The organism is Streptomyces sp. NPDC001492, assembly GCF_053597275.1.
The window spans coordinates 341,801-363,779 of record NZ_JBSFHW010000006.1 but is presented as its reverse complement, the minus strand read 5'-3'; the positions used below and the strand labels follow the sequence as shown (position 1 = coordinate 363,779).

The following is a 21,979-nucleotide window of genomic DNA, read 5'->3' as shown; positions in this document are numbered from 1 at the left end:
TGGGTGTATGCCCCAAGCATCAGCACCGCCCTGGATACCCGACGGTCTCCTCCACTCCGTCAAGGAGGCGCCGTGCAGGGCGTGTTGACGGGTTTCGCGGTCATCGCGGTCGTCATCGGTGTGGGCTATGGCATCGGACGCCAGGGGCGTCTCGGCGAACACGGCCGCGAGGTCCTGACCAAGCTGGCCTTCCACGTGGCCTCCCCCGCGCTCCTCTTCACGACGCTCGCGAAGGCCGACCTGTCGGTGATCTTCTCCAGCCGGCTGCTGGTGACGGCCATGAGCACGGCGGCCGCGGCCGGTGTCTTCGTCGCGGTCGGTGTCGTGCGGGGCTGGAGTGTGGGCCGTACGACGATCGGCGCCCTGTGCTCCAGTTACGTCAACTCCGGCAACCTCGGCATCCCGATCGCGGTGTATGTGCTGGGCGACGCCTCGCTGGTGGCGCCGGTGCTGCTGTTCCAGATCATCGCGGTCACGCCGATCGCCCTGACGGTCCTGGACCTCTCCGGCAAGGGAGAGAAGGGCCCGCTGTGGCTACGGCTGCTCACGCCGCTGCGCAACCCGATCGCGGTCGGGTCGCTGGCCGGGGTGGCGGTGTCGGCGACCGGCTTGAAGGTCCCGGCTCCCGTCATGGACCCGCTGACCCTGATCGGCAACATGTCGGTCCCTGCGGTCCTGCTGGCCTTCGGCATCTCCCTGTGCGGCAGCACGATGCCGGGGCGGGGCGCCGACAGGTTCCCCGTGTTCCTGTCGGTCGCACTGAAGGCGGTGGGCCAGCCGGTGGCCGCCTGGGCGCTGGCGGTGGGGGTGTTCGGGCTGCGTGGTCACCAACTCCTCGACGTGGTGGTGACGTCGGCGCTTCCGGCGGCGCAGAACCTGTACACGTACGCGAGCCGCTATCGGGTGGCGGAGGGGTTGGCGCGGGACTCGATCCTGCTGTCGACGGTGTTGTCGGTGCCGGTGTTGGTCGTTGTGGCGGCGCTGCTCGGGTGACTCAGGTCTCGGGGAACTCGCTGGTGTCGATGACGAGGTCGAAGGGAGCGGGGATGGTGAGGAGTTCGCCGAACTTGGCGACAGCGAGCGGGCGGTACACGTCTCCGTGCGGCTCTCCGTAGAGCGTCGCGGTGGGGCCCTCGGGTGCCCAGCGGTCGACCAGGAGGTAGAGCGGGATGCCTGCGGAGGCGTAGGCGGCCGGCTTGCTCACGCGGTCGTGGCGGGCGTTCTTCCTGGAGGTGACCTCCACGACGAGTTCGGCCACGGCGCCCGGCAGATAGGTGTCCGCCTCGGTGCACTCCTGGACCGGGGCGACCAGGATGTCCGGGATGAACATGCCCAGCCGCGAAGGGACGGCGATGGCCTGTGTCTGGTAGACCCCCCAGTCCTCAGGGATCACGGAGTACAGGCGACGCTGGATGCGTTCCGCGATCACGTTGTGACGGGGTGCGGGAGCAGGTGACACGGTGATGATCCCCTCGATGATCTCCACCTTGCTGCCCTCGGGCCAGTCCATCTCCTCCCAGAACCGGACGAGGTCGTCCCAGCTCTGCTCGGGGTCGTGGCCCACGGTGAGTGCGCTCATGGCGGTCTCCTTCGGTTGCGTCACCGATCCCAGCATGCCGAACGGGACCGGTGGGGGTCCACCGATCCCGTTCACTCGAAAGGGAAACTCCCCTGGTCAGGCGATACGTTCCAGCACGACGGGCGACGCCGAGAACTCCGTCCCCGCCGCCCCGATGTCGTAGGAACCCTCCACCGCCTGCAGCGCGTACTCGAAGCGCTCGGGGGTGTCGGTGTGCAGGGTCAGCAGGGGCTGGCCCTCGGTGACCGTGTCGCCCGGCTTGGCGTGCATCTCGACGCCCGCGCCCGCCTGCACCGGGTCCTCCTTGCGGGCGCGGCCCGCGCCGAGGCGCCAGGCGGCGACACCGATGTCGTAGGCGTCGAGGCGGGTGAGGACGCCCGAGGACGGGGCCTTGATGACGTGCTGCTCGCGGGAGGTGGGCAGGGCCGCGTCCGGGTCGCCGCCCTGGGCCGCGATCATGCGGCGCCAGACGTCCATCGCGGAGCCGTCGGCCAGGGCCTTCGCCGGGTCGGCGTCCTTCACACCGGCCGCGTCCAGCATTTCGCGGGCGAGCGCGATCGTCAGTTCCACGACGTCGGAGGGGCCGCCGCCCGCCAGGACCTCCACCGACTCGCGGACCTCAAGGGCGTTGCCGGCCGTCAGGCCCAGCGGGGTCGACATGTCCGTCAGCAGCGCGACCGTCTTCACGCCGTGGTCGGTGCCCAGGCCCACCATCGTGGACGCCAGTTCCCGGGCGTCCTCGATCGTCTTCATGAAGGCACCGGTTCCCACCTTGACGTCCAGGACCAGGGAGCCGGTGCCCTCCGCGATCTTCTTCGACATGATCGAGGAGGCGATCAGCGGGATCGCCTCGACCGTGCCGGTGACGTCGCGCAGGGCGTACAGCTTCTTGTCGGCGGGGGCCAGGCCGTCGCCCGCCGCGCAGATCACCGCGCCGGTGGTGTCGAGGACGTTCAGCATCTCCTCGTTGGACAGCAGCGCGCGCCAGCCGGGGATCGACTCCAGCTTGTCCAGGGTGCCGCCGGTGTGGCCGAGGCCGCGGCCCGACAGCTGGGGAACGGCCGCTCCGCACGCCGCGACCAGGGGCGCCAGCGGGAGGGTGATCTTGTCGCCGACGCCGCCCGTCGAGTGCTTGTCGGCCGTGGGGCGGGACAGGGACGAGAAGTCCATGCGCTCGCCGGAGGCGATCATCGCGGCGGTCCAGCGGGCGATCTCACGGCGGTTCATGCCGTTGAGGAGGATGGCCATGGCGAGCGCGGACATCTGCTCGTCGGCGACCTCCCCGCGGGTGTACGCGTCGATGACCCAGTCGATCTGCTCGTCGCTGAGTTCACCGCGGTCCCGCTTGGTGCGGATGACGGAGATGGCGTCCATGGCCATGGGGTGCGTTCCTTCCGAGGTTCATGGAAGTGTGCGGCCCCTCCGCTCGAAGGGTTCAAGCCGGAGGGGCCGTACGGGAGTTACGTGGTGAGATGGCCCGGGCCGAAGGCCTGGGGAAGCATCTCCGACAGGGGCAGGATTCCCGCCGGTGTCTCCAACAACAGGTCCGAGCCCCCGAACTCGTACAACAGCTGGCGGCAGCGACCGCACGGGACGAGGATCTCGCCCCGGCCGTCCACGCAGGTGAAGTGCGTCAGACGCCCGCCGCCGGTGCGCTGCAGCTCCGAGACCAGACCGCACTCGGCGCACAGGCCGAGACCGTAGGAGGCGTTCTCGACGTTGCAGCCGGAGACCGTGCGGCCGTCGTCGACCAGGGCGGCGACCCCGACCGGGAAGCCCGAGTAGGGGGCGTACGCATGGGACATGGCCTCGCGCGCCAGCTCCCGCAGCGCCTCCCAGTCGACAGCGGCCGGCGGGGTCACTTGCCCTGGCCCTTCCGGTAGCGCATGCCGTCCGCCTTGGGCATCCGCAGGCGCTGCGCGGACAGCGACAGCACCAGCAGGGTGACGACGTACGGGGTGGCGCCCACGAAGTCGCTCGGGACCTCGTCGGTGACCAGGTACCAGACCAGGACGCCCGCGCCCACCAGGAGGCTGATGCCGCCCTGCCAGTGCGCCTTCTTGTACAGCTTCCAGCCGGCCATCGCCAGGAGCAGCACGAACAGCAGGAGCAGCAGCGCGTGGACGGTCTCGCCGCCGTTGCGCAGCTGGAGCGCGTCGGAGTAGCCGAACAGGCCCGCGCCCATGGCGAGGCCGCCGGGCCGCCAGTTGCCGAAGATCATGGCGGCGAGACCGATATAACCGCGCCCGCCGGTCTGGCCCTCCAGGTAGCTGTGCGAGGTGACCAGCGCGAGGAAGGCGCCACCGAGACCGGCGAGGCCGCCGGAGACGGCGACGGCCGCGTACTTGTACTTGTAGACGTTGACGCCGAGGGACTCCGCGGCGATCGGGTTCTCGCCGCAGGAGCGCAGCCGCAGACCGAACGAAGTGCGCCACAGCAGCCACCAGCTGCCGACGAACAGCAGGATGGCGAAGACCGTCACCACGGACAGGTCGGTGACCAGGCCGCCGAGGATGCCCGCGATGTCGGAGATCAGGAACCAGTGGTGCTTCTCGATGGAGTGCAGCCCGCTGGACAGGCCCGGTACGTCGAAGGTGGGCAGCGAGTCGACCGGCGGGGACTGCTTGGGGTTGCCGCCCGCGTCGGCGGCCTTGCCGTCCACGAAGAACAGCTTGGCGAGGTACTGGGTGGTGCCGAGCGCGAGCAGGTTGATCGCGACACCGGAGACGATGTGGTCGACGCCGAAGGTGACGGTCGCGACCGCGTGCAGCAGGCCGCCGACGACGCCGAAGCCGACACCGCACAGCAGACCGAGCCAGGGGCTGGACTGCCAGCCGATCCAGCCGGCGCCGAAGGTACCGAGGATCATCATGCCCTCGAGACCGATGTTGACCACACCGGACCGTTCGGACCACAGACCGGCGAGACCGGCGAGGCCGATCGGCACGGCGAGGCTGAGCGCGGCGGAGACCTGGCCCTCGGAGGTGAGCTGGTCGGAGCCGGAGATGACACGCACCGCGGCGACGAGCAGCAGCGCACCGGCGACGATCATCAGGATCTGGCCGAGCGAGCGGCCGGAGCGGCCACGTTCGGTGTCCGCCTTGGGGGCCGCGGGGGGCGGCGTGTCGGTCATCGTGGCAGTCATCACGCCACCTCCTGCTTCTGGGTCGTGGCGGCCTGGGCGGCGAGCTCGGCGCCGACCCGCTGCTGCTGGCGCCTGAGGCCGTAGCGGCGTACGAGCTCATAGGCGATGACGACGCACAGGACGATGACGCCCTGGATGACGCCGAGGATCTCCTTGTCGTAGCCCTCGAACTCGAGGTGGTTGGTGGTGCGCTCCAGGAAGCCCCACAGCAGGGCGCCGAGCGCGATACCGACCGGGTTGTTGCGGCCGAGCAGGGCGATGGCGATACCGGTGAAGCCGATGCCCGTCGGGAAGTCGTTGCTGAACTGGTGGCTGTCGTTGAGCAGGGTCGGCATGCCGATCAGGCCGGCGATGGCGCCGGAGATGAGCATGCTGGTGGCGACCATCTTCTTCACCGACACACCGCTCGCCGCGGCGGCGGACTCGGACTGGCCGACGGTGCGCAGGTCGAAGCCGAACCGGGTGCGGCCGAGCACGAACCAGTACGCGATGCCGACGATCACGGCGATGACGATGAAGCCCCACAGCTCGCCCGCCGCGCCGGTGTCGATCTGGAAGAAGTACGACGACTCGGGCAGCGGCTTGGTGGAGACGACCGTGCCACCGGCCTGGAGCTCGGCGAGCTTTCCGGGCTGGAGCAGGTAGGCGATGATCGCGGTGGCGATCGCGTTGAGCATGATCGTCGAGATGACCTCGCTCACGCCGCGGGTCACCTTCAGAACGCCCGCGATGCCCGCCCATACGGCGCCGGTGGCCATGGCGCAGAGGATGATCAGCGGGATGGAGATCCAGCCCGGCGTGGTCAGCGCGCCGCCGAGGACCGCGGCGAAGAACGCGGCGATGCGGTACTGGCCGTCGACGCCGATGTTGAACAGGTTCATCCGGAAGCCGATGGCCACCGAGACGCCCGCCAGGTAGTACGTCGTCGCCTTGTTGAGGATGTAGACCTGGCTGTCGCTCGCGGAGCCGTAGGTCAGCATGTCGCTGAAGGCGGCGCCCGGGTTCTTGCCGGTGGCCAGGATCACCAGGGTGGTGACGACGAGCGCGGCGACGATCGCCAGCAGCGGGGCCGCGATGCCGAGGAGCAGCCGCTCCTTGTCGATGCGTTGGGTCAGCTTGTTCATCGGGCGTCGTCCTCGTGGTCCGCTGCGGAGTCCGCTGCGTGCTCCAGATGGCCGGTGGCCGCACCGGTCATGGCGGAGCCCAGCTCCTCGGGGGTGATGGTGGCGGGGTCGGCGTCGGCGACCAGTCGGCCGCGGTACATCACCCGCAGGGTGTCGGACAGGCCGATGAGCTCGTCCAGGTCGGCGGAGATCAGCAGCACGGCCAGGCCCTCGCGGCGAGCCTCGCGGATGTGGTCCCAGATCGCGGCCTGCGCGCCGACGTCCACACCGCGGGTGGGGTGGGCGGCGATGAGCAGCTTGGGCGCGTGGCTCATCTCGCGGCCGACGATCAGCTTCTGCTGGTTGCCGCCGGACAGCGAGGCGGCGGTGACGTCGATGCCGGGGGTGCGGACGTCGTACGCCTGGATGATGCGCTCGGTGTCGGTGCGGGCCGCCTTGATGTCGAGCAGCTGGCCGCGGGAGTTGGGCTTCTCGGTGACATGGCCGAGAATGCGGTTCTCCCACAGCGGGGCCTCGAGGAGCAGGCCGTGGCGGTGGCGGTCCTCGGGGATGTAGCCGACGCCGGACTCGCGGCGGTGGCGGGTGGGCGCGTGGGAGATGTCGGTGCCGTCGAGGGTGACGGTGCCGGAGTCGGGGTCGCGGATGCCCATGATGGCCTCGACCAGTTCCGACTGGCCGTTGCCCTCCACGCCGGCGATGCCGAGGACCTCGCCCTTGTGGATGGTGAAGGAGATGTCGTCGAGGATGATCCGCTCGACGCCGTCGAGGTCGGTCTGGGCCAGGCGCAGGCCGTCCAGCTTGAGCAGCGCCACGTCGGTGACCGTGGACTCCTCGGTCTCCGGGGTGGGCAGTTCGCTGCCGACCATCAGCTCGGCGAGCTGCTTGGAGGTCGTGCCGGCGGGCTCGACCGTGCCGACGGTGGTGCCGCGCCGGATCACGGTGATCTCGTCGGCCACGGAGAGGACTTCGCCGAGCTTGTGCGAGATGAAGATGACGGTGAGACCCTCGGCCTTGAGCTCGCGCAGGTTGTCGAAGAGGGCGTCGACCTCCTGGGGCACGAGGACGGCGGTGGGCTCGTCGAGGATGAGAGTCTTGGCGCCGCGGTAGAGGACCTTGAGGATCTCCACGCGCTGGCGGTCGGCGACGCCGAGCTCCTCCAGGAGGACGTCGGGGCGGACGTTCAGGCTGTACGCGTCGGAGATCTCCCGGATCTTCGCGCGGGCCTTGCCGCCGATGCCGTAGAGCTTCTCCGCGCCCAGGACGACGTTCTCCAGGACGGTGAGGTTGTCGGCGAGCATGAAGTGCTGGTGGACCATGCCGATGCCGCGGGCGATGGCGTCGGCGGGGGTGTGGAAGGTGACCGTCTCGCCGTTCACCGTGATGGTGCCCTCGTCCGGCTGCTGCATGCCGTAGAGGATCTTCATCAGGGTGGACTTGCCGGCACCGTTCTCACCGCACAGGGCGTGCACGGTGCCCGTGCGGACGGTGATGTCGATGTCCTTGTTGGCGACGACGCCGGGGAATCGCTTGGTGATGCCGCGCAGTTCGACGGCAGCGGGAGGGCTGGACGCGTTGATGGCGCACTCTCCTGGGGGAAAGGGGCTGCGTAGGGGAGGGCAGGCGTCGGCGACGCTAGCGCGGCAACTCCATGCTACACGCGTAGAGTTGACACATTGTTATGGCTCGACGAGGGGGGTGTCGAGGCCCCCTCGTCGAGCCCGGGTTCCGGCGGGAACCGTCAGGTCAGCTGGTCTTGACCGTGATGGTGCCGTCGACGATCTTCTTCTTCGCCTCGTCCAGCTTGGGCTTGATGTCGTCGATGAAGCCACCGCTGGTGGAGAGACCCACACCGCCCTTGGCGAGCGAGTAGAGCTGGTTGCCGGTCAGCGGCTTGCCGGCGTGGACGGACTTGATGAAGTCGTAGACGCCGACGTCGACGTTCTTGACCATCGAGGTCAGGATCGAGTTCTTGAACTTGGCCAGACCCGGGATGTTGTACTGGTCCGAGTCCACGCCGATGGCCCAGGCGCCCTTGACGCCGGAGACGGCCTCGATCGAGCCGTTGCCGGAGGAGCCGGCCGCGGCATAGATCACGTCGGCGCCGTTGTCGAGCATGCCGGACGCGGCTTCCTTGCCCTTGGCGGGGTCGGCGAAACCGGAGAAGTCCGAGCCGTGGGTCAGGTACTGGACGTCGACCTTGACCTTGGGGTTGGTGTCCTTGACGCCCTGGGCGTAGCCCGCCTCGAACTTCTTGATCAGCGGGGTGTCCACGCCGCCGATGAAGCCGACGTGGTCCTTCTTGGTCTTCAGCGCCGCGGCGACACCGGCGAGGTAGGAACCCTGCTCCTCGGTGAAGGTGATGCTGTCGACGTTCTTGGCCTTCGCGACCGCGTCGATGAGACCGAAGTTGACCTTCGGGTACTTGGCGGCGACCTTGTCGACCGAGGTGGCGTAGGAGAAGCCGACGGCCACGATCGGGTTGTAGCCGGCGTCCGCCAGGTCGGTCAGGCGCTGCTCGCGGTCGGCCTCGGTGTCGGAGCTCTTGGCGGTCAGCTCCTTGATGGAGCCGCCGAACTCCTTCTGGGCCTGGTCGGCACCGCGCGCGGCGGAGTCGTTGAAGGAACGGTCACCGCGGCCGCCGACGTCGTAGGCGAGACCGATCTTGATGCCCTTGCTGCTGCCCGAGGGGGAGGACGAGCTGCCAGTGTCGGACGAGGTGCTGCCACAGGCTGTGGCAGTCATGGCGAGAGCTGCGGTGGCGATACACGCAGCGGAAAGCTTGGCTACCCGGCGCACGGGAGGCTCCTTCACCTGACCTGAGCGCCATGTCGGCGCTTCATGTGAGCACCTTGCCAGTGCTCGGGCCCGGACGCCCCTGCGGCGTCGGCTTCGCGGCATCGTAACGCGCGTAGATGTCAGAAAAACACCCCTCTCGAAGCCGTTATCGAACCGAGGCAAACACAGTCTGAACTCAGACTCTTGTGCCTTCACACGCCCTGATTTCGATGCGTGCACGATTGGCTTACGAGCATGTTGCGCCGGTCGGCGGAACGGCCCCCGAGGGAGCCGCCCGGCACGCTCGGATCACTCAGCCGCGTCCAGCAGGGCCGCCGCCGTGAACAGTTCGACACCGACCGTGATCGCCGACTCGTCGGCGTCGAAGTCGCCCTGGTGCAGATCGCGCACCGTGCGCTCGCCCGGGGTGCGCACGCCGAGGCGGGCCATGGAGCCGGGGACGTGCTCCAGGTACCAGGAGAAGTCCTCGCCGCCGAGGCTCTGCTCGGTGTCCTCGATGGACTGGGCGCCGCGGCGGGCGATCATGGCGTCGCGCAGCAGGTCGGTCACGTCCGCGTCGTTGACCACGGGCGGGACGCCGCGCACGTAGTTGATCTCCGACTTGGCGCCGTGCAGGTTGGCGACCTCGTCGATGGCGGCGACCACGAGGTCCGGGGCCTCCCGCCAGGCCTCGATGTCGAGGCAGCGGACGGTCCCGGAGAGCTCGGCGTGCTGCGGGATGACGTTCGGGGCGTGTCCCGACTCGATGCGGCCCCAGGTCACGGCGAGGCCGGCACGGGTGTCCATCCGCCGGCCGACGAGCGCGGGCACGTCGATGGCGACGCGGGCGGCGGCGGTGACCAGGTCGGTGGTCAGGTGCGGGCGGGCGGTGTGGCCGCCGGGGCCGTCGAGTGCGACCTCCAGCCGGTCGCAGGCGGAGGTGATGGCGCCCTGCCGCAGACCGACCCGGCCGGCGTCCACCCGGGGGTCGCAGTGCACGGCGATCATCCGGCCGACGCCGTCCAGCACACCGCAGTCGATCGCGTCGGCGGCGCCGCCGGGCAGCACTTCCTCGGCCGGCTGGAAGACCAGCCGCACGGGCCGCGGGAGCTTGCCCTGCTTGTGCAGCTCGGCCAGGACCAGGCCGGCGCCGAGCACCACGGTGGTGTGCACGTCGTGTCCGCAGGCGTGTGCGCGGTCCGGCACGGTCGAGCGGTACGGGCACTCACTCTTCGTGTCCGGGATGGGCAGACCGTCGATGTCGGCGCGCATGCCGAGCATGGGCCGCCCGCCGTCCCACTCCCCGATGTCACAGACGAGCCCGGTACCGGTGGCGAGCACACGGGGCCGCAGGCCTGCCGCCTCGAGCCGCTCCTTGATCGCCGCGGTGGTACGGAACTCCTGGTTGCCGAGCTCGGGGTGCATGTGCAGGTCGCGACGGAAGGCCACGAGTTCGGCACGCAGCGCCTCGGGCAGCGTGCCGGGGAGCACGGCTGCCCCGGGATGATCGACCTCGGACTCTGGTGACATCAGTTGCTTCACCCTCTTAAGCGTAGGACGCCGGGGTGGCCAACTGCCCCTCGATCAACAAAAGTTCAACCCGTCAGGGGAAGAAAATCTGGCCGCTCGACGCTTGGGCAAGGGTTGAGATGGGTATACCTTGCTTTTCTCTACGCATACCACGCCCCGCCCCTGTCCGTGGTTCCGGTCCACCTGTCGGGACCGCACTGTGGGACGTACGGGCCCGGATCCCGGAATCATCACCACCGCGCGACATTTCCGCCACGCAGCGCACACGGCGGGTGGATCGCGGGCAGCCTGCCCCCATGGAGGCGTGCGGCTGCGGCGAGGAACACATCCCCTGGATGCTGGCGAAATTCGGTCTGCTCGGCACGGCCGGCCTGTTCCTGGGCCTGCTGGTCGCGATGACCCTCGCGGGCTGGCTGCTGGTGCTGGCGGTGTCACTGTACCGGCGGTGGAGGTACCCGCCCGGAGAGGTGGAGTTCGAAGAGACTTCGCAGGACTCTCTCGGCGGTTTCACCTGGACGACGGACGACCGCTAGTAGGGTGCGGGCCCGTGAGCTCCGCGATACCGGGCAGCCCGGACTTCCTGCATACCACCCGATCCTCGTACGACGCGATCGCCCGCCCGTACAGCGCGCAGTTCGCCGACCACCTCAGCGGCAGACCGCTGGACCTGGCCCTGGTCACCGCCTTCGCCGAGCTCGTCCGTGCGGCCGGTACGGCCCCTGTCGCCGATGTCGGCAGCGGGCCCGGCCATGTCACCGCGCGGCTCGACGCGCTCGGGGTGCCGGCCTTCGGGGTCGACGTCTCCCCCGGCATGGTGGCGCTGGCCCGGCAGGCGCATCCCGGGCTGCGGTTCCACGTGGGCTCGATGACCGCGCTGGACCTGCCGGACGAGACGCTGGGCGGTGTGCTCGCCCTCTACTCGATCATCCATGTCCCGGACGACCACCTGAAGACCGTCTTCGACGAGTTCCGGCGCGTTCTGGTGCCCGGGGGGCATGTCCTGCTGGGCTTCCAGAGCGGTGACGAGGACGGGCATCTGCGGCTGGAGGAGCGGTTCGGGCGCGAGATCTCGCTGGACTACTACTGGCGTACGCCGGATGCCGTGGCCGAGCAGCTGGTCAAGGCGGGGCTGCGGGTGGATGCGCGGGTGCTGCGCGAGCCTGCGCAGGACGAGAAGCGGGCGCGGGCGTTCTTGCTGGCGCGGAAGGACGACTGAGGCTGTGCCACGAGGTGCCGTGCGTCGTCCGCGGCATCGTCGCGGCTGGTCGCGGTCATGCCGCCGTGACCGCCGACAGCCGGGTCACGTCCCGTGCCGTTCCGGTCACGCCCGACAGGAAGCCCTGGGCCCGCGGTGAGGCGTTCTGGGTGAGCCACCCGGGGTCGATGTCGCAGACGGCGACCCGGACCTCCGTGCCCGCCAGGGCCAGCGGGAGGGTGTGGACGACCGTCGAGGGGAAGCTCAGGACGGTGCGGCCGATGGGGCCGCGGCGGGCGATCAGTTCCAGGGGGAGGTCGGGGCGGACGATCTCCAGGCCCGTCTCGGCGGCCAGTCGGTGGAGTTTGTCCGTGCTCTCGCGGCGGTGGGCGAAGTAGCGGGTGGCTCCGTGGGTCTTCGCCAGGGTGCGGACGGCCTCCAGGTAGCGGTCGCCGTCCACCACTCCGGTCTCCACCAGGGAGGTGCCCACCATGTCGGCGCCCTTGGTGATGCGGGGCGGGCCGAAGCGGAAGCGGGTCCAGGAGAAGTCGTTGGTGTGGACGGTCACGCCGGGCGGGATCTCGTCCATGGGCATGGAGGAGAAGACCGCCACCCGGCGCCTGGCGCTCGGGGTGAGGCGCCGGCGGGCCTTGGAGGACACCGGCGCGAAGATCAGGTCGCGGGCGCTCGGGCGGCCGCCCTTGCGGTGCCAGCGGACGAGGCGTTCACCGCGGGCCAGCTGGGCGACGAACTCCATCGTGGCCGTGCCGTCGTCGACGACGACCAGGTCGCGGGCCTTGGTGATGGTCAGCAGGAGTTGTACGTAGCGGGAGAAGGGGTCGCCCAGGACGATGCGGTCGGCCCTGCGGAGCGTGCCCGTCAGGCCGCCGATGGTCTGGAAGGGTGCCGCGGGACCGCCCCGGGCCTCCTCCCAGCGGACCGTGTGGCCCTCGTCGCGGGCGAGTTCGGCCATGCGGCGCAGCTGGCCGCGGGTCATGGGGTCGGTCGGGGACAGGACGACGAGGGTGAGCCCCGCGCCGGGCGCCTGGGCATGCGCCCACTCCAGCACGTTCAGAAGCTGTACCGGGCTCTCGACGAACGCGAGAGTGGAGGTGCTGCCGGCGGTTCCGGCGCGGCGGCTCATCGACGTATGACCGTCCCGTAAGTGGTGGTGGCTCAGACCGTGACCGGCTCGCCCGCGGCCGCGGCGATCTCCGCCTCGGCGACGACGCCCGTGACGCGGCGCAGCTTCTTCATGGGGCCGAGCTCGGACTCGTAGACCTTCTTGACGCCGTCGCCGAGGGAGGCCTCGATGGTGCGGATGTCGCGGACGAGGCGGGTCAGGCCCTGCGGCTCGACGGAGGCGGCCTGGTCGGAGCCCCACATCGCGCGGTCCAGGGTGATGTGGCGCTCGACGAAGGTGGCGCCGAGGGCGACCGCGGCGAGGGTGGTCTGCAGGCCGGTCTCGTGGCCGGAGTAGCCGATCGGGACGTTCGGGTACTCGGCCTGCAGGGTGTTGATCACGCGGAGGTTGAGCTCCTCGGCCTTCGCCGGGTACGTCGAGGTGGCGTGGCAGAGCAGGATGTTCTCCGAGCCGAGGACCTCGACCGCGTGGCGGATCTGCTTCGGGGTGGACATGCCGGTGGAGAGGATGATCGTGCGGCCGGTGGCGCGCAGGGCACGCAGCAGCTCGTCGTCGGTCAGGGAGGCGGAGGCCACCTTGTGGGCGGGGACGTCGAACTTCTCCAGGAAAGCGACGGCCTCGGTGTCCCACGGGGAGGCGAACCAGGCGATCCCCTTCTCCTTGCAGTACGCGTCGATCTGGCGGTACTCGTCCTCGCCGAACTCCACGCGGTGGCGGTAGTCGATGTAGGTCATCCGGCCCCAGGGGGTGTCGCGCTCGATGTCCCACTGGTCGCGCGGGGTGCAGATCTCCGGGGTGCGCTTCTGGAACTTCACGGCGTCGCAGCCGGCCTCGGCGGCCACGTCGATGAGCTTGAAGGCGTTCTCCAGCTCGCCGTTGTGGTTGATGCCGATCTCGCCGCAGATGTAGACGGGCTGACCGGGGCCGGCGATGCGCTCGGTACCGAAGGTGCGCAGGCGGGAGTTGATGCTCATGGCAGTGAACTGTCCTTACTTGGTTAGGGAGTCGAGAGAGGGGCCGAGGATCCAGCTGGCGATCTCTCGGATCGCGCCGTCGCCACCGGGGACGGTGGTGACCGCACGGGCGGCGCCGCGTACCACGTCGTGGGCGCTCGCGACCGCCACGGGCCAGCCCACGAGGGCGAAGCACGGGAGGTCGTTGACGTCGTTGCCGACGTAGAGCACGCGCTCGGGCGCGATGCCCTGCTCCTCGCACCACTGCTTCAGTGCGAGGTCCTTGCGGTCGATGCCGTGCAGCACGGGGATCTGCAGCTTCCGTGCGCGCGCGGCGACGACCGGGTTCTGCTCCGTGGACAGGACCAGCATCTTCAGGCTGCTCTTGCGCAGCGCGGCGATGCCGAGCCCGTCTCCGCGGTGCACGGAGACGAACTCCCTTCCATCGGCGTCGATCAGCACCCTGTCGTCGGTCTGGGTGCCGTCGAAGTCCAGTACGACCGCGTCGATGTCGTCGGCGGTCGGGAGGGCGCCGGGCCGGTCGGCGTCGAAGAGGGGGGCCAGGGCCCGGGCCCGCGCGAGGTCGTGCGGGTCGTCGATCTCCAGCACCCGTGCCGGATCGGTGCGGACGAGTTCGGTACGGCCGAAGAAGCGGTGCTGGTGCTTGCGGAAGCCCGCCGCGTCCATCGCGTAGGCGGCGCCGGTCTCCAGGAGGTCCTGGGGGCGGTCCTGGCGGCGGGGGCGGAAGGACTTGTCGTGGTTGACGCCGTAGCCGCCGCCGGTGGCCGCGTCGGCCTCGGCGACGGTGCCCGCGGTGGCCTCGTCGTCGGCGTCCCGCCAGATGAAGCCGTGGAAGGGGGCCACGGTGACGGCGGTGTCGGCGCCGTTCTCGACGACCGCGGCCGCCACTGCGTCGATGTCCTCGCGGATGATGAACGGGCTGGTGCACTGCACGAACACCACCACGTCGACGGCCGCGCCGTGCAGGGCCTCGTGGGCGTCCATGGCGTGCAGGACGGCGGCCTCGGAGGTCGCCGTGTCCCCGGCTATGGCGGCGGGGCGCAGCACGACCTCGGCGCCCGCCTCACGGGCCGTCGCGGCGATGGCGTGGTCGTCGGTGGACACGACGACGTCCGTCACCAGCCGGGTGGCGAGGCACTCCCGCACGGCACGGGCCACCAGCGGCACACCGCCGACGGGGGCGAGGTTCTTCGCGGGCACGCCCTTGGAGCCGCCGCGCGCGGGAATCACCGCGAGCACCCGGCGCACCGAAGCGCCTTGGCCCGCTTGCGGGTTGGACATGGGGACTACTCCTTGGGCTCCTTGCGGAGGAATCGGCGCGACTGCGGCTCGCGCTTCCGTGGGTTGTGGGGTGGCCCGGGCCGGCAGACCGATCGCGTCCGTCTGCACCGCGGACACGACTCGTGCGACCGCCGCTTGCGCGGCGTCCGCGGCCCGAAGGGGCGCGGGGCCGTATCGCATGTGCGGCTGCCGCCGCGCGGGCGCGACCGGCGACGACGGCGCCGCAGTCGGCACACGGCCTGTCGCGGCAGTTCCTGTCCCGGCCACTCCAGCGGAGCGCTCGGCGGCGCTCACAGCTCCCCCATCCGCCGGATCACCGGAGCCACGCGCTGCACCCCGTGCCGGTAGGCACCACGGGCCGCGCGGCGCACGATCTGGCGGACCGGGCCCGGCTCCCTGTCGTGGGCGGGGGCTCCGGGCAGCGGGCTGCCGTCGGGGCCGAGGTGGTGGCGCGCGAGGATGCCGGGCAGATAGCCGGGCGCCGTCTCAGGCGTGTAGTACGGGGTCAGCGGCGCCGGACCGCTGTCGAGCAGCTTGGCGATGCGCTCCCTCGCCACGTCGAAGGCGCTCTCGTACGAGCCGTCCGTCGCGACGCCCTGCCGGGCCACCCACTCCTCGTCGGCCACCGGCCGGTGCCCGGCGTCCAGCTGGTCCCAGGAGGCGAGGCAGCCGGAGCCCACGAAGTGGTGGTTGCCCAGGACCTCACGGATGCCGAGGTCGGTCAGCACGACCGTCGGGATACGGCGGTGCAGGGACTCCAGCGCGGCCGTCGAGCTGATGGTGACCAGCAGGTCGGTGCGGTCGAGGACCTCGCCCATGTTCCCGTAGACCAGGCGGAAGTTGGCCGGCGGGTCGAGCCGCTGGACCAGCTTCTGGTAGGGCTGTTCCTCGATGTGCGTGGTGTGCTCGCCCGGCTTGGAGCGCAGCTTCAGCAGCACCTCGCGCTCGGGGTGCAGCCGGGCGTGCCGGATCAGCCGGTCGAGCAGGTAGACGCGGTCCTTGCGGGTGTCCGGGACGGACGGCTGTACGGCGAACACCACGGTGTAGGGGTCGTGTTCACCTTGGTAGGGAGCACCGCCGAGGAACGGCAGTGCCACCTCGGTCACCGACGAGGCGTCGGCGCCCACCCCCTCGTACACCGCCCGGAAGCGCTCCGCGTCCTGCCGGGAGTTGGCGAGGACGAGGTCCGCGCCGTGCCGCAGCAGGAGGCCGTCGGCCAGCTTCTCGTAGACGACGCCGACATAGCCGGTGACGACCACGGGACGCCGCTCGCGGCTCTCCCACACGTGCCGCAGGCCGTGCAGCATCGCCTGTACGCCACCGCCGACGAGGGCGAGGACGAGGACGTCGTACTCCTCCTCGGCCATCGCGCGCAGGAACTCGACGGCCGTGACCTCCCGGAGGGAGTCGGCGCGCACACCGACCTCCGCCAGCTGGCGTGCGGTGGGCGTCGCCCGCCCGCGCAGCAGGAATCCGCTCAGCTCGAGACCGACTTGCGCGTCCTCGCGGGGTGCGGTTTCCATGGACGGGCCCGGGGCGATACGAGCCGCGGTCAGCGCACCCCATTTCCAGCGGGTGTCGGAGTCCGCGAGCACGGCGATTCGCGTGGGCTTCGAGGTACTTGGTGGCACGACGAAGACGGTAAGAAGCAATTCCGAGGCGCGGCCCAACCGCACCTCAACAAAAAGTTAACAACACCCCGCCGAGAGCCGAACTGGCCCGCCAAATCCCCGGAGCTACAGGTGATGCACCGTTCCGACACATTGAGTTCACCCTCTGTACGGGCACCGGAAAGTTACGCCGCCGAACCGCCTCTTACCCTTTCTCGTGTGCCAAAGCTTTCGGTGATCGTGCCGTTCTACAACGTGCAGCAATACGCCCCGGACACCCTCAAAAGCCTTCGCTTGAACGCGCAACGGGATTTCGAGTTCGTACTGGTCGACGACCATTCGAAGGACGAAACCCCGGCGATTCTCGAACGCGCGGCCGAGGAACTCTCCGACGTGGCGCAGGTGCGGTATATCCGCCATGAGAAGAACGGGGGACTCGCCACCGCCCGCAACACCGGCCTGGACGCGGCCCGGGGCGAGTACCTGACGTTCCTGGACGGCGACGACTGGCTGGCCCCCGGCTACCTCGCCGAACTGGTCGCGGCCATCGAGGGGCTGGGCGTCGACTTCGTGCGCACCGACCATGTGCAGGCGACCGCCCGCGCGCGCAGTGTGAGCAGGGTCCCCATCGGGCGCCGCTGGGAGGCACTGAACCCGCGCGAGGCGATCCTGCCGGCCGACCGTTCGACGTCCGTGGACTACGCCTTCGCCTGGGCCGGCGCCTACCACCGCCGGCTCCTCGACCAGGGTCTGCTGCACTTCACCGACGGGCTGCGCACGGCCGAGGACCGGCCGTGGATCTGGAAGCTGCACCGCGAGGCGGAGTCGTTCGCCGTGCTGAGTCTGCTCGGCGTCTTCTACCGGCGCGGGGTGGCGTCGTCCCTGACGCAGATCGGCGACGTCCGCCAGCTCGACTTCATCCGCGCCTTCGACCAGGTCATCGAGGAGACGGCGAAGGACCGGGACGCGGACCGGCTGCTCCCGAAGGCGGTGCGCACGTACTGCGCGATCATCGCCCACCACGTCTCGGACGAGGACAAGTGGGAGCCGTCGGTGTACCGGCAGCTGCGGGCCAGGAGCGCGGCCGCCATCCAGCGCCTGCCGCAGGACATGCTCGGCGACGTGCTCGAAACGATGGACATGCACCGTTCCTCCAAGCTGCGGCGGCTGCGGCGCAGGATCACGACAGCGAAGGCGGCTGCCTGATGCCCCGTACCACCCGTATCTACTGCGTCTCGACCCTGTACGGCGCCGCCACCCTGGCCGCCGCGCTGGACTCGGACTGCTTCGAGGACGAGGACCGCAGTCTGCTGCTGGTCTTCAACAACTCGGCGACCCCGGAGACGACGCCGCCCGTCGACGAGATGCCGGGCTTCGAGCCGCTGCGCGACCACTTCGACGAGATCCTGTCCTGGAACGAGGCCATCCGCCCCTTCCATCCGGGCGCCTGGACCCCGCGCCAGGACGACGTCCCGCTCTTCGAGCGCTATCTGCGGCTGCTGTGGAACCTGGGCGACGACCGGGTGGAGCTGGTCGTGGAGTCCATCCAGGTCGCCCCGGCGCTGACGGTGGCCCAGCTGTTCACCGACGCACCCGTGCACGTCTACGCCGACGGCCTGATGAGCTACGGCCCCACCCGCAACAAGATCGACCCGCTGGTGGGCACGCGCGTGCGGCGGCTGCTCCATCTGGACCTGGTGCCGGACCTGACCCCGCGTCTGCTGACCGAGTTCGACGTACCGGCGGAGCTGGTGCCGACCGAGGCGTTCCTGAAGGTGATGGGCGAACTCTCCTCCTCGGTCCAGGACTTGCCGGTGCTGCCCGACAACTCGGCGCTGCTGCTCGGCCAGTACCTGTCCGCGCTGGGCATCCTCACCCCCGAGGAGGAGGAGGACCTGCACGTACGGATGATGCGCGGGGCGGTCGAGCGCGGACACCGCTCGATCGTCTTCAAGCCGCACCCCACCGCGCCGGCCCGCTACAGCCGCGCGCTGGAGACCGAGGCCGGGAAGCTGGGCGTGGACCTCACCGTCCTCGACCTGCCCGTCCTGGCCGAGGTGCTGTTCGAGCAGTCGCGGCCCGCCCTGGTCGTGGGCTGCTTCTCCACGGCACTCTTCACGGCGTCCGCGTTCTACGGCCTCCCGGTCGCCCGCATCGGTACGGCACCGCTGCTGGGCGCGCTCACGCCGTACCAGAACAGCAACCGCGTGCCGGTCGTTCTCGCCGACGCGCTGCTGCCGGATCTGGAGGGCGGCAAGGCCGAGAAGACGCTGCCCGCGAGCACCCTGGACGGTCTGCTCGACACGCTCAGCTACACGATGCAGCCGCAGATCTACCCGTCCCTGCGGGCGGCGGCGGAACGCCACCTCTCCGAGCACCTGTCCGCGCGCACCAAGCGGTACTTCAGGCGGAAGCGGCTCACCGCGCTGGGGCTGCCCGGGGGGCTTCCGGAGCGGCTGGCGTTCATTCCGCGGAACTCCACGGCTCGGCGGGTCGTGCGGCGGGCTCGGGCCCTGCGGAAGGCTGTCCAGCGGTAGGCGGAGGGGGCGTCTTCGGCACACGTCTCACGAAGCCCCTTGCGGCTGCGCGAAGTACCCACCCTCGCGCGGGCGCAAGGGGCTCCTCTGTTGCCGCTCAGGCGATTGCGTATCGCGCCTCCACGCCCGCGATGATCAGCGCCAGGCCCTCCTCGAAGTGGCGGTCGTAGTCCTCGAAGAGCTCCGTGCCGACAGCGGCGGCGAGGGGGAAGTCGGCCAGCATTCTGGCGCGTTCGTCGACGCCATAGCCCTCGCGGCGTTCGTCCGGCAGTGGGCGGACACCCTGTTCCTCGGTGACGAAACCGATGGTGAAGGCGTACGCGGTCTGGTTGGCGCGGACGGCCTGGGCGAGGGTGAAACCCGCGGCCGTGAACAGGCGTAGGTTCTCCTCCATCTCGCGGGCGTGGTCGGTGCCGGTGAAGCGCGCGCCGCTGTAGACCTTGGCGCCGTCGCGATAGCCGAGCAGGGCCTCCCGCAGGCCCCGGCACGTCTTGGCCGTCCGCTCCTGCCAGGTGTCGTCCGGATCGAGGGCGGCCCCGGCGACCATCCGCCGGTACATCTCCGTCGCCATCTCGTCGAGCAGCGCCTGCTTGTCCTTGAAGTGCCAGTACAGGGCGGGCGCCTTGACGTCCAGCTCCTTGGCGATGGCCCGCAGGGACAGGCCGTCCAGGCCCACCTCGTTCAGGAGCTTCAGGGCGGTGTCCGCGACCCGCTGGCGGTCGAGGGGCGCGCGTCGTTCCGTACTCACGCTTGACAGCTTAACAGCGTTAAGGGCACTCTCGGACCCAAGGGAACTTAACAGCGTTAAGGAGAGTGGATCATGAGTCGTGCCGTGGACGGCGTGATCGATGTTCTGATCGTGGGGGCGGGCCCGACCGGTCTGGCCCTCGGGGTCGACCTCGCCCGGCGGGGCGTGGACGCCTTGGTGGTGGAGAAGGCGGACGGGCTGTTCCCCGGCTCGCGCGGCAAGGGTCTGCAGCCGCGCACCCTGGAGGTCCTGGAGGATCTCGGCGTGCTGGACGCGATCCTCGCGGCCGGCGGGCGCTATCCGGTCGGGCTGGTCTGGCAGCACGGGGAGCGGGTCGGCGAGCACCGGATGTTCGACGCGGACGAGGTGAAGGCGTCGGCCGGCGACTCGGCGTTCACCGAGCCGTGGATGGTGCCGCAGTGGCGGACGCAGGAGATCCTGTTCGCGCGGCTGGAGGAGCTGGGAGGGCGGGTCGAGTTCGGCCGGGAGGTCGTCGGGCTCGACCAGGACGAGGACGGCGTGCGGGTGCGTTTCGCGTCCGCGCCGGAACTCCGCGCCCGGTACGTCGTCGCCGCCGACGGCGGACGCTCGGCCGTGCGGCGCGCGCTCGGCATCGGCATGACCGGCGAGACGGTCGACCCGAACCCGGTGCTGGTCTCGGACGTCCGGATCACCGGCCTGGACCGCGACCACTGGCACATCTTCCCGCCGCGCGGGGACGGCTATCTGGCCATCTGCCCGCTCGCCGGTACCGAGGACTTCCAGCTCGTCGCCCAGTTCCCGGAGGGGACCGCGGTGGACGTGTCCCCGGACGGCATCCGCAAGGTCGTCGCCGCGCGCTCGCATCTCGCCCCCGAGGCCGTGACCGAGGTCCGCTGGGCCTCGGAGTTCCGCCCGCGCGCAGCTCTCGCGGACCGCTTCAGGGCCGGGCGGGTCTTCCTGGCCGGGGACGCAGCGCACGTGCACTCCCCCGCCGGCGGCCAGGGCCTCAACACCAGTGTCCAGGACGCGTACAACCTGGGCTGGAAGCTGGGCGCGGTGCTGGTGGGTGGGGCGCCGGCCGAGCTCCTCGACACCTACGAGGAGGAACGGCGGCCCATCGCCGCCCAGATGCTCGGCATCTCCACGGGCGTGCACCGCGGGGAGGTCAAGCGGGGAGCGGCGACCGTCCAGCTCGGGCTCGGCTACCGGGAGTCGTCACTGACGGAGGAGACGCGGGCGGACGCCGGAACGGTCCAGGCGGGCGACCGCGCGCCGGACACGACGGTCGGGGGCGTACGGCTCTTCGACGCGCTGCGCGGGCCGCACTGGACGCTGGTCGCGGTGGGGGTGACACCGCCGGAACTGCCGGATTCGGTGCACGTGGTCACCGGCGAGGCCCAGCCGCCGCTCGGAACGGGCCTGTTCCTGGTACGCCCGGACGGTTACGTGGGCTGGGCCGGCGAAACGGAGGACGGCCTGTCGGAGTACGTCACGCGCCTCGCCCTGTAGGGGCAGGCACCGAGTTCACAGGCCGATGGAGAAGCCGACGTCCGGATCACCCAGGTCACCCAGGTCACTGACCGTCTCCGGCGGTGTTCCGCGGGTCAGGTAATGGTCGGCCCCATCGGAGCGGTCGGGCAGGAACGACTCGTCGGTGATCTCGTCGTTCTTCGCATGCCGGAGCAACTCCCCGACCCCCTGCGTCGCCACGAAGTCCCTGGCCTCGGTGATCTCCTTCAGCTCGGTCCTCGCGTTGATGCCCCGCACCGCCTCGGCGAGCATCGTGATGGCCTTGCCGATCACCGACGTCGGCATCAGGTGGATGAGGAAACCGCTGATCACGCACCGGGCCGTCCCCGCCGCCAGGCTGTCGTCGCCCTTGGTCGCCGCGTGGACCATCTGCAAGGCGGCCGCGTCGACGTGGCCGTGCAGGGCGGTGATGGCCGCCGACGCGGCGTCGTAGCCCGTGGGGCCCTTGCGCTCCAGGGGACACGCCACGGCGATGGCCGACCGGTCGCCGGCGTCGAAGCGGTGGAACGTGATCGCGAGGTCCTTGACCTGCTCGTTGACCTCTTCGAGCGTCAGCGGGGTCGTGCTGGTGCCGAGCCGGCGGAGCGCCGTCCCGAGGACCGTCTTCGCGTCGGTGAGCGGGCCCACCTCGAAGACCGGCGCTCCGAGGTCCGGTCCTGGCTTCCGCTCGATCGGAGGCCGGGACTCGGGGCCCCGATACGGCTTCGCGCCCCCTCGCGCATGCGGGTCCGGCTCGATTTTCGGCTGCCGCACGCCCTCCCCCGGCCGTGTGAGCCGCCCACGCGGCCTGCGCAGTTCGAATTCCATCCGAGCCTCCCCGAGACA

At 70.3% G+C, this 21,979-nt stretch carries 20 protein-coding genes; 6 read left to right on the top strand and 14 right to left on the bottom strand.

The annotated features are described in order from the left end of the window. Window positions 1-72: 72 nt before the first annotated feature. A complete protein-coding gene (locus ACWC1K_RS11175; protein ID WP_450830328.1) occupies window positions 73-993 on the top strand; it encodes an AEC family transporter in 921 nt (306 codons plus the stop codon). Window position 994: 1 nt separating this feature from the next. On the opposite strand, the gene ACWC1K_RS11170 is transcribed toward ACWC1K_RS11175, so the two are convergent. The 8 genes from ACWC1K_RS11170 to ACWC1K_RS11135 form a co-directional block, all read right to left on the bottom strand. Beyond that, window positions 995-1,579: a Uma2 family endonuclease gene (locus ACWC1K_RS11170; RefSeq protein WP_450830326.1), complete on the bottom strand. Its 585-nt coding sequence runs from the start codon at window positions 1,577-1,579 to the stop codon at window positions 995-997. Window positions 1,580-1,675: 96 nt separating this feature from the next. Further along, the gene (locus ACWC1K_RS11165; protein WP_450830373.1) at window positions 1,676-2,953 is read right to left on the bottom strand and encodes a thymidine phosphorylase; all 1,278 of its coding nucleotides are present in this window, start codon (window positions 2,951-2,953) and stop codon (window positions 1,676-1,678) included. An 86-nt stretch (window positions 2,954-3,039) separates the two neighbouring features. Further along, entirely contained in the window at window positions 3,040-3,441 is a 402-nt protein-coding gene (locus ACWC1K_RS11160; RefSeq protein WP_450830324.1) for a cytidine deaminase, read from the bottom strand. Next, window positions 3,438-4,724 carry an ABC transporter permease gene (locus tag ACWC1K_RS11155; RefSeq protein WP_450830322.1) on the bottom strand — a complete coding sequence of 429 codons (1,287 nt, stop codon included), beginning with the start codon at window positions 4,722-4,724 and terminating at the stop codon, window positions 3,438-3,440. Before ACWC1K_RS11155 ends, ACWC1K_RS11160 begins: the two co-directional genes overlap by 4 nt. Further along, window positions 4,724-5,848, bottom strand: a complete 1,125-nt coding sequence (locus ACWC1K_RS11150) for an ABC transporter permease (protein WP_450697794.1) — start codon at window positions 5,846-5,848, stop codon at window positions 4,724-4,726. The genes ACWC1K_RS11155 and ACWC1K_RS11150 overlap by 1 nt, the downstream gene beginning before the upstream one ends. Continuing rightward, window positions 5,845-7,392, bottom strand: a complete 1,548-nt coding sequence (locus ACWC1K_RS11145) for an ABC transporter ATP-binding protein (protein ID WP_450830371.1) — start codon at window positions 7,390-7,392, stop codon at window positions 5,845-5,847. Before ACWC1K_RS11145 ends, ACWC1K_RS11150 begins: the two co-directional genes overlap by 4 nt. A 199-nt stretch (window positions 7,393-7,591) precedes the next feature. Further along, window positions 7,592-8,644, bottom strand: a complete 1,053-nt coding sequence (locus ACWC1K_RS11140; protein ID WP_450697795.1) for a BMP family lipoprotein — start codon at window positions 8,642-8,644, stop codon at window positions 7,592-7,594. Window positions 8,645-8,932: 288 nt separating this feature from the next. Beyond that, window positions 8,933-10,153: a M20 family metallopeptidase gene (locus tag ACWC1K_RS11135; protein WP_450830369.1), complete on the bottom strand. Its 1,221-nt coding sequence runs from the start codon at window positions 10,151-10,153 to the stop codon at window positions 8,933-8,935. Between the two features lie 296 nt (window positions 10,154-10,449). Here ACWC1K_RS11135 and ACWC1K_RS11130 point away from each other — a divergent pair, with 296 nt between their 5' ends. Together ACWC1K_RS11130 and ACWC1K_RS11125 are read left to right on the top strand one after the other, a co-directional pair. Further along, window positions 10,450-10,686, top strand: a complete 237-nt coding sequence (locus tag ACWC1K_RS11130; protein WP_450830320.1) for a hypothetical protein — start codon at window positions 10,450-10,452, stop codon at window positions 10,684-10,686. A 14-nt stretch (window positions 10,687-10,700) separates the two neighbouring features. Next, a complete protein-coding gene (locus ACWC1K_RS11125; protein ID WP_450830319.1) occupies window positions 10,701-11,369 on the top strand; it encodes a class I SAM-dependent DNA methyltransferase in 669 nt (222 codons plus the stop codon). Window positions 11,370-11,424: 55 nt separating this feature from the next. Here the strand turns inward: ACWC1K_RS11125 and ACWC1K_RS11120 are convergent, their stop codons facing one another. The 4 genes from ACWC1K_RS11120 to ACWC1K_RS11105 all read right to left on the bottom strand — a co-directional run bounded on the left by ACWC1K_RS11120 (window position 11,425) and on the right by ACWC1K_RS11105 (window position 16,378). Next, the gene (locus ACWC1K_RS11120; RefSeq protein WP_450830318.1) at window positions 11,425-12,492 is read right to left on the bottom strand and encodes a hypothetical protein; all 1,068 of its coding nucleotides are present in this window, start codon (window positions 12,490-12,492) and stop codon (window positions 11,425-11,427) included. A gap of 32 nt (window positions 12,493-12,524) precedes the next feature. Then, the gene (locus tag ACWC1K_RS11115) at window positions 12,525-13,466 is read right to left on the bottom strand and encodes an N-acetylneuraminate synthase family protein (RefSeq protein ID WP_351462316.1); all 942 of its coding nucleotides are present in this window, start codon (window positions 13,464-13,466) and stop codon (window positions 12,525-12,527) included. Window positions 13,467-13,481: 15 nt separating this feature from the next. Beyond that, window positions 13,482-14,747, bottom strand: a complete 1,266-nt coding sequence (locus ACWC1K_RS11110; RefSeq protein ID WP_450830316.1) for a cytidylyltransferase domain-containing protein — start codon at window positions 14,745-14,747, stop codon at window positions 13,482-13,484. 290 nt (window positions 14,748-15,037) lie between these two features. Further along, the gene (locus tag ACWC1K_RS11105) at window positions 15,038-16,378 is read right to left on the bottom strand and encodes a DUF6716 putative glycosyltransferase (RefSeq protein WP_450830314.1); all 1,341 of its coding nucleotides are present in this window, start codon (window positions 16,376-16,378) and stop codon (window positions 15,038-15,040) included. Between the two features lie 198 nt (window positions 16,379-16,576). Here ACWC1K_RS11105 and ACWC1K_RS11100 point away from each other — a divergent pair, with 198 nt between their 5' ends. Both ACWC1K_RS11100 and ACWC1K_RS11095 read left to right on the top strand, forming a co-directional pair. After that, window positions 16,577-17,563, top strand: a complete 987-nt coding sequence (locus tag ACWC1K_RS11100) for a glycosyltransferase family 2 protein (protein ID WP_450830312.1) — start codon at window positions 16,577-16,579, stop codon at window positions 17,561-17,563. After that, window positions 17,563-18,894 carry an alpha-2,8-polysialyltransferase family protein gene (locus tag ACWC1K_RS11095; protein ID WP_450830311.1) on the top strand — a complete coding sequence of 444 codons (1,332 nt, stop codon included), beginning with the start codon at window positions 17,563-17,565 and terminating at the stop codon, window positions 18,892-18,894. The genes ACWC1K_RS11100 and ACWC1K_RS11095 overlap by 1 nt, the downstream gene beginning before the upstream one ends. Window positions 18,895-18,991: 97 nt before the next feature. Here ACWC1K_RS11095 and ACWC1K_RS11090 read toward each other — a convergent pair whose 3' ends face one another. Continuing rightward, window positions 18,992-19,642, bottom strand: coding sequence for a TetR/AcrR family transcriptional regulator (locus tag ACWC1K_RS11090; RefSeq protein ID WP_450830310.1), 651 nt, complete (start codon window positions 19,640-19,642; stop codon window positions 18,992-18,994). Between the two features lie 72 nt (window positions 19,643-19,714). Here ACWC1K_RS11090 and ACWC1K_RS11085 point away from each other — a divergent pair, with 72 nt between their 5' ends. Continuing rightward, the gene (locus ACWC1K_RS11085; RefSeq protein WP_450830308.1) at window positions 19,715-21,133 is read left to right on the top strand and encodes an FAD-dependent oxidoreductase; all 1,419 of its coding nucleotides are present in this window, start codon (window positions 19,715-19,717) and stop codon (window positions 21,131-21,133) included. Window positions 21,134-21,148: 15 nt separating this feature from the next. Here ACWC1K_RS11085 and ACWC1K_RS11080 read toward each other — a convergent pair whose 3' ends face one another. Then, window positions 21,149-21,961: a hypothetical protein gene (locus tag ACWC1K_RS11080; RefSeq protein ID WP_450830306.1), complete on the bottom strand. Its 813-nt coding sequence runs from the start codon at window positions 21,959-21,961 to the stop codon at window positions 21,149-21,151. Between the last annotated feature and the right edge of the window lie 18 nt (window positions 21,962-21,979).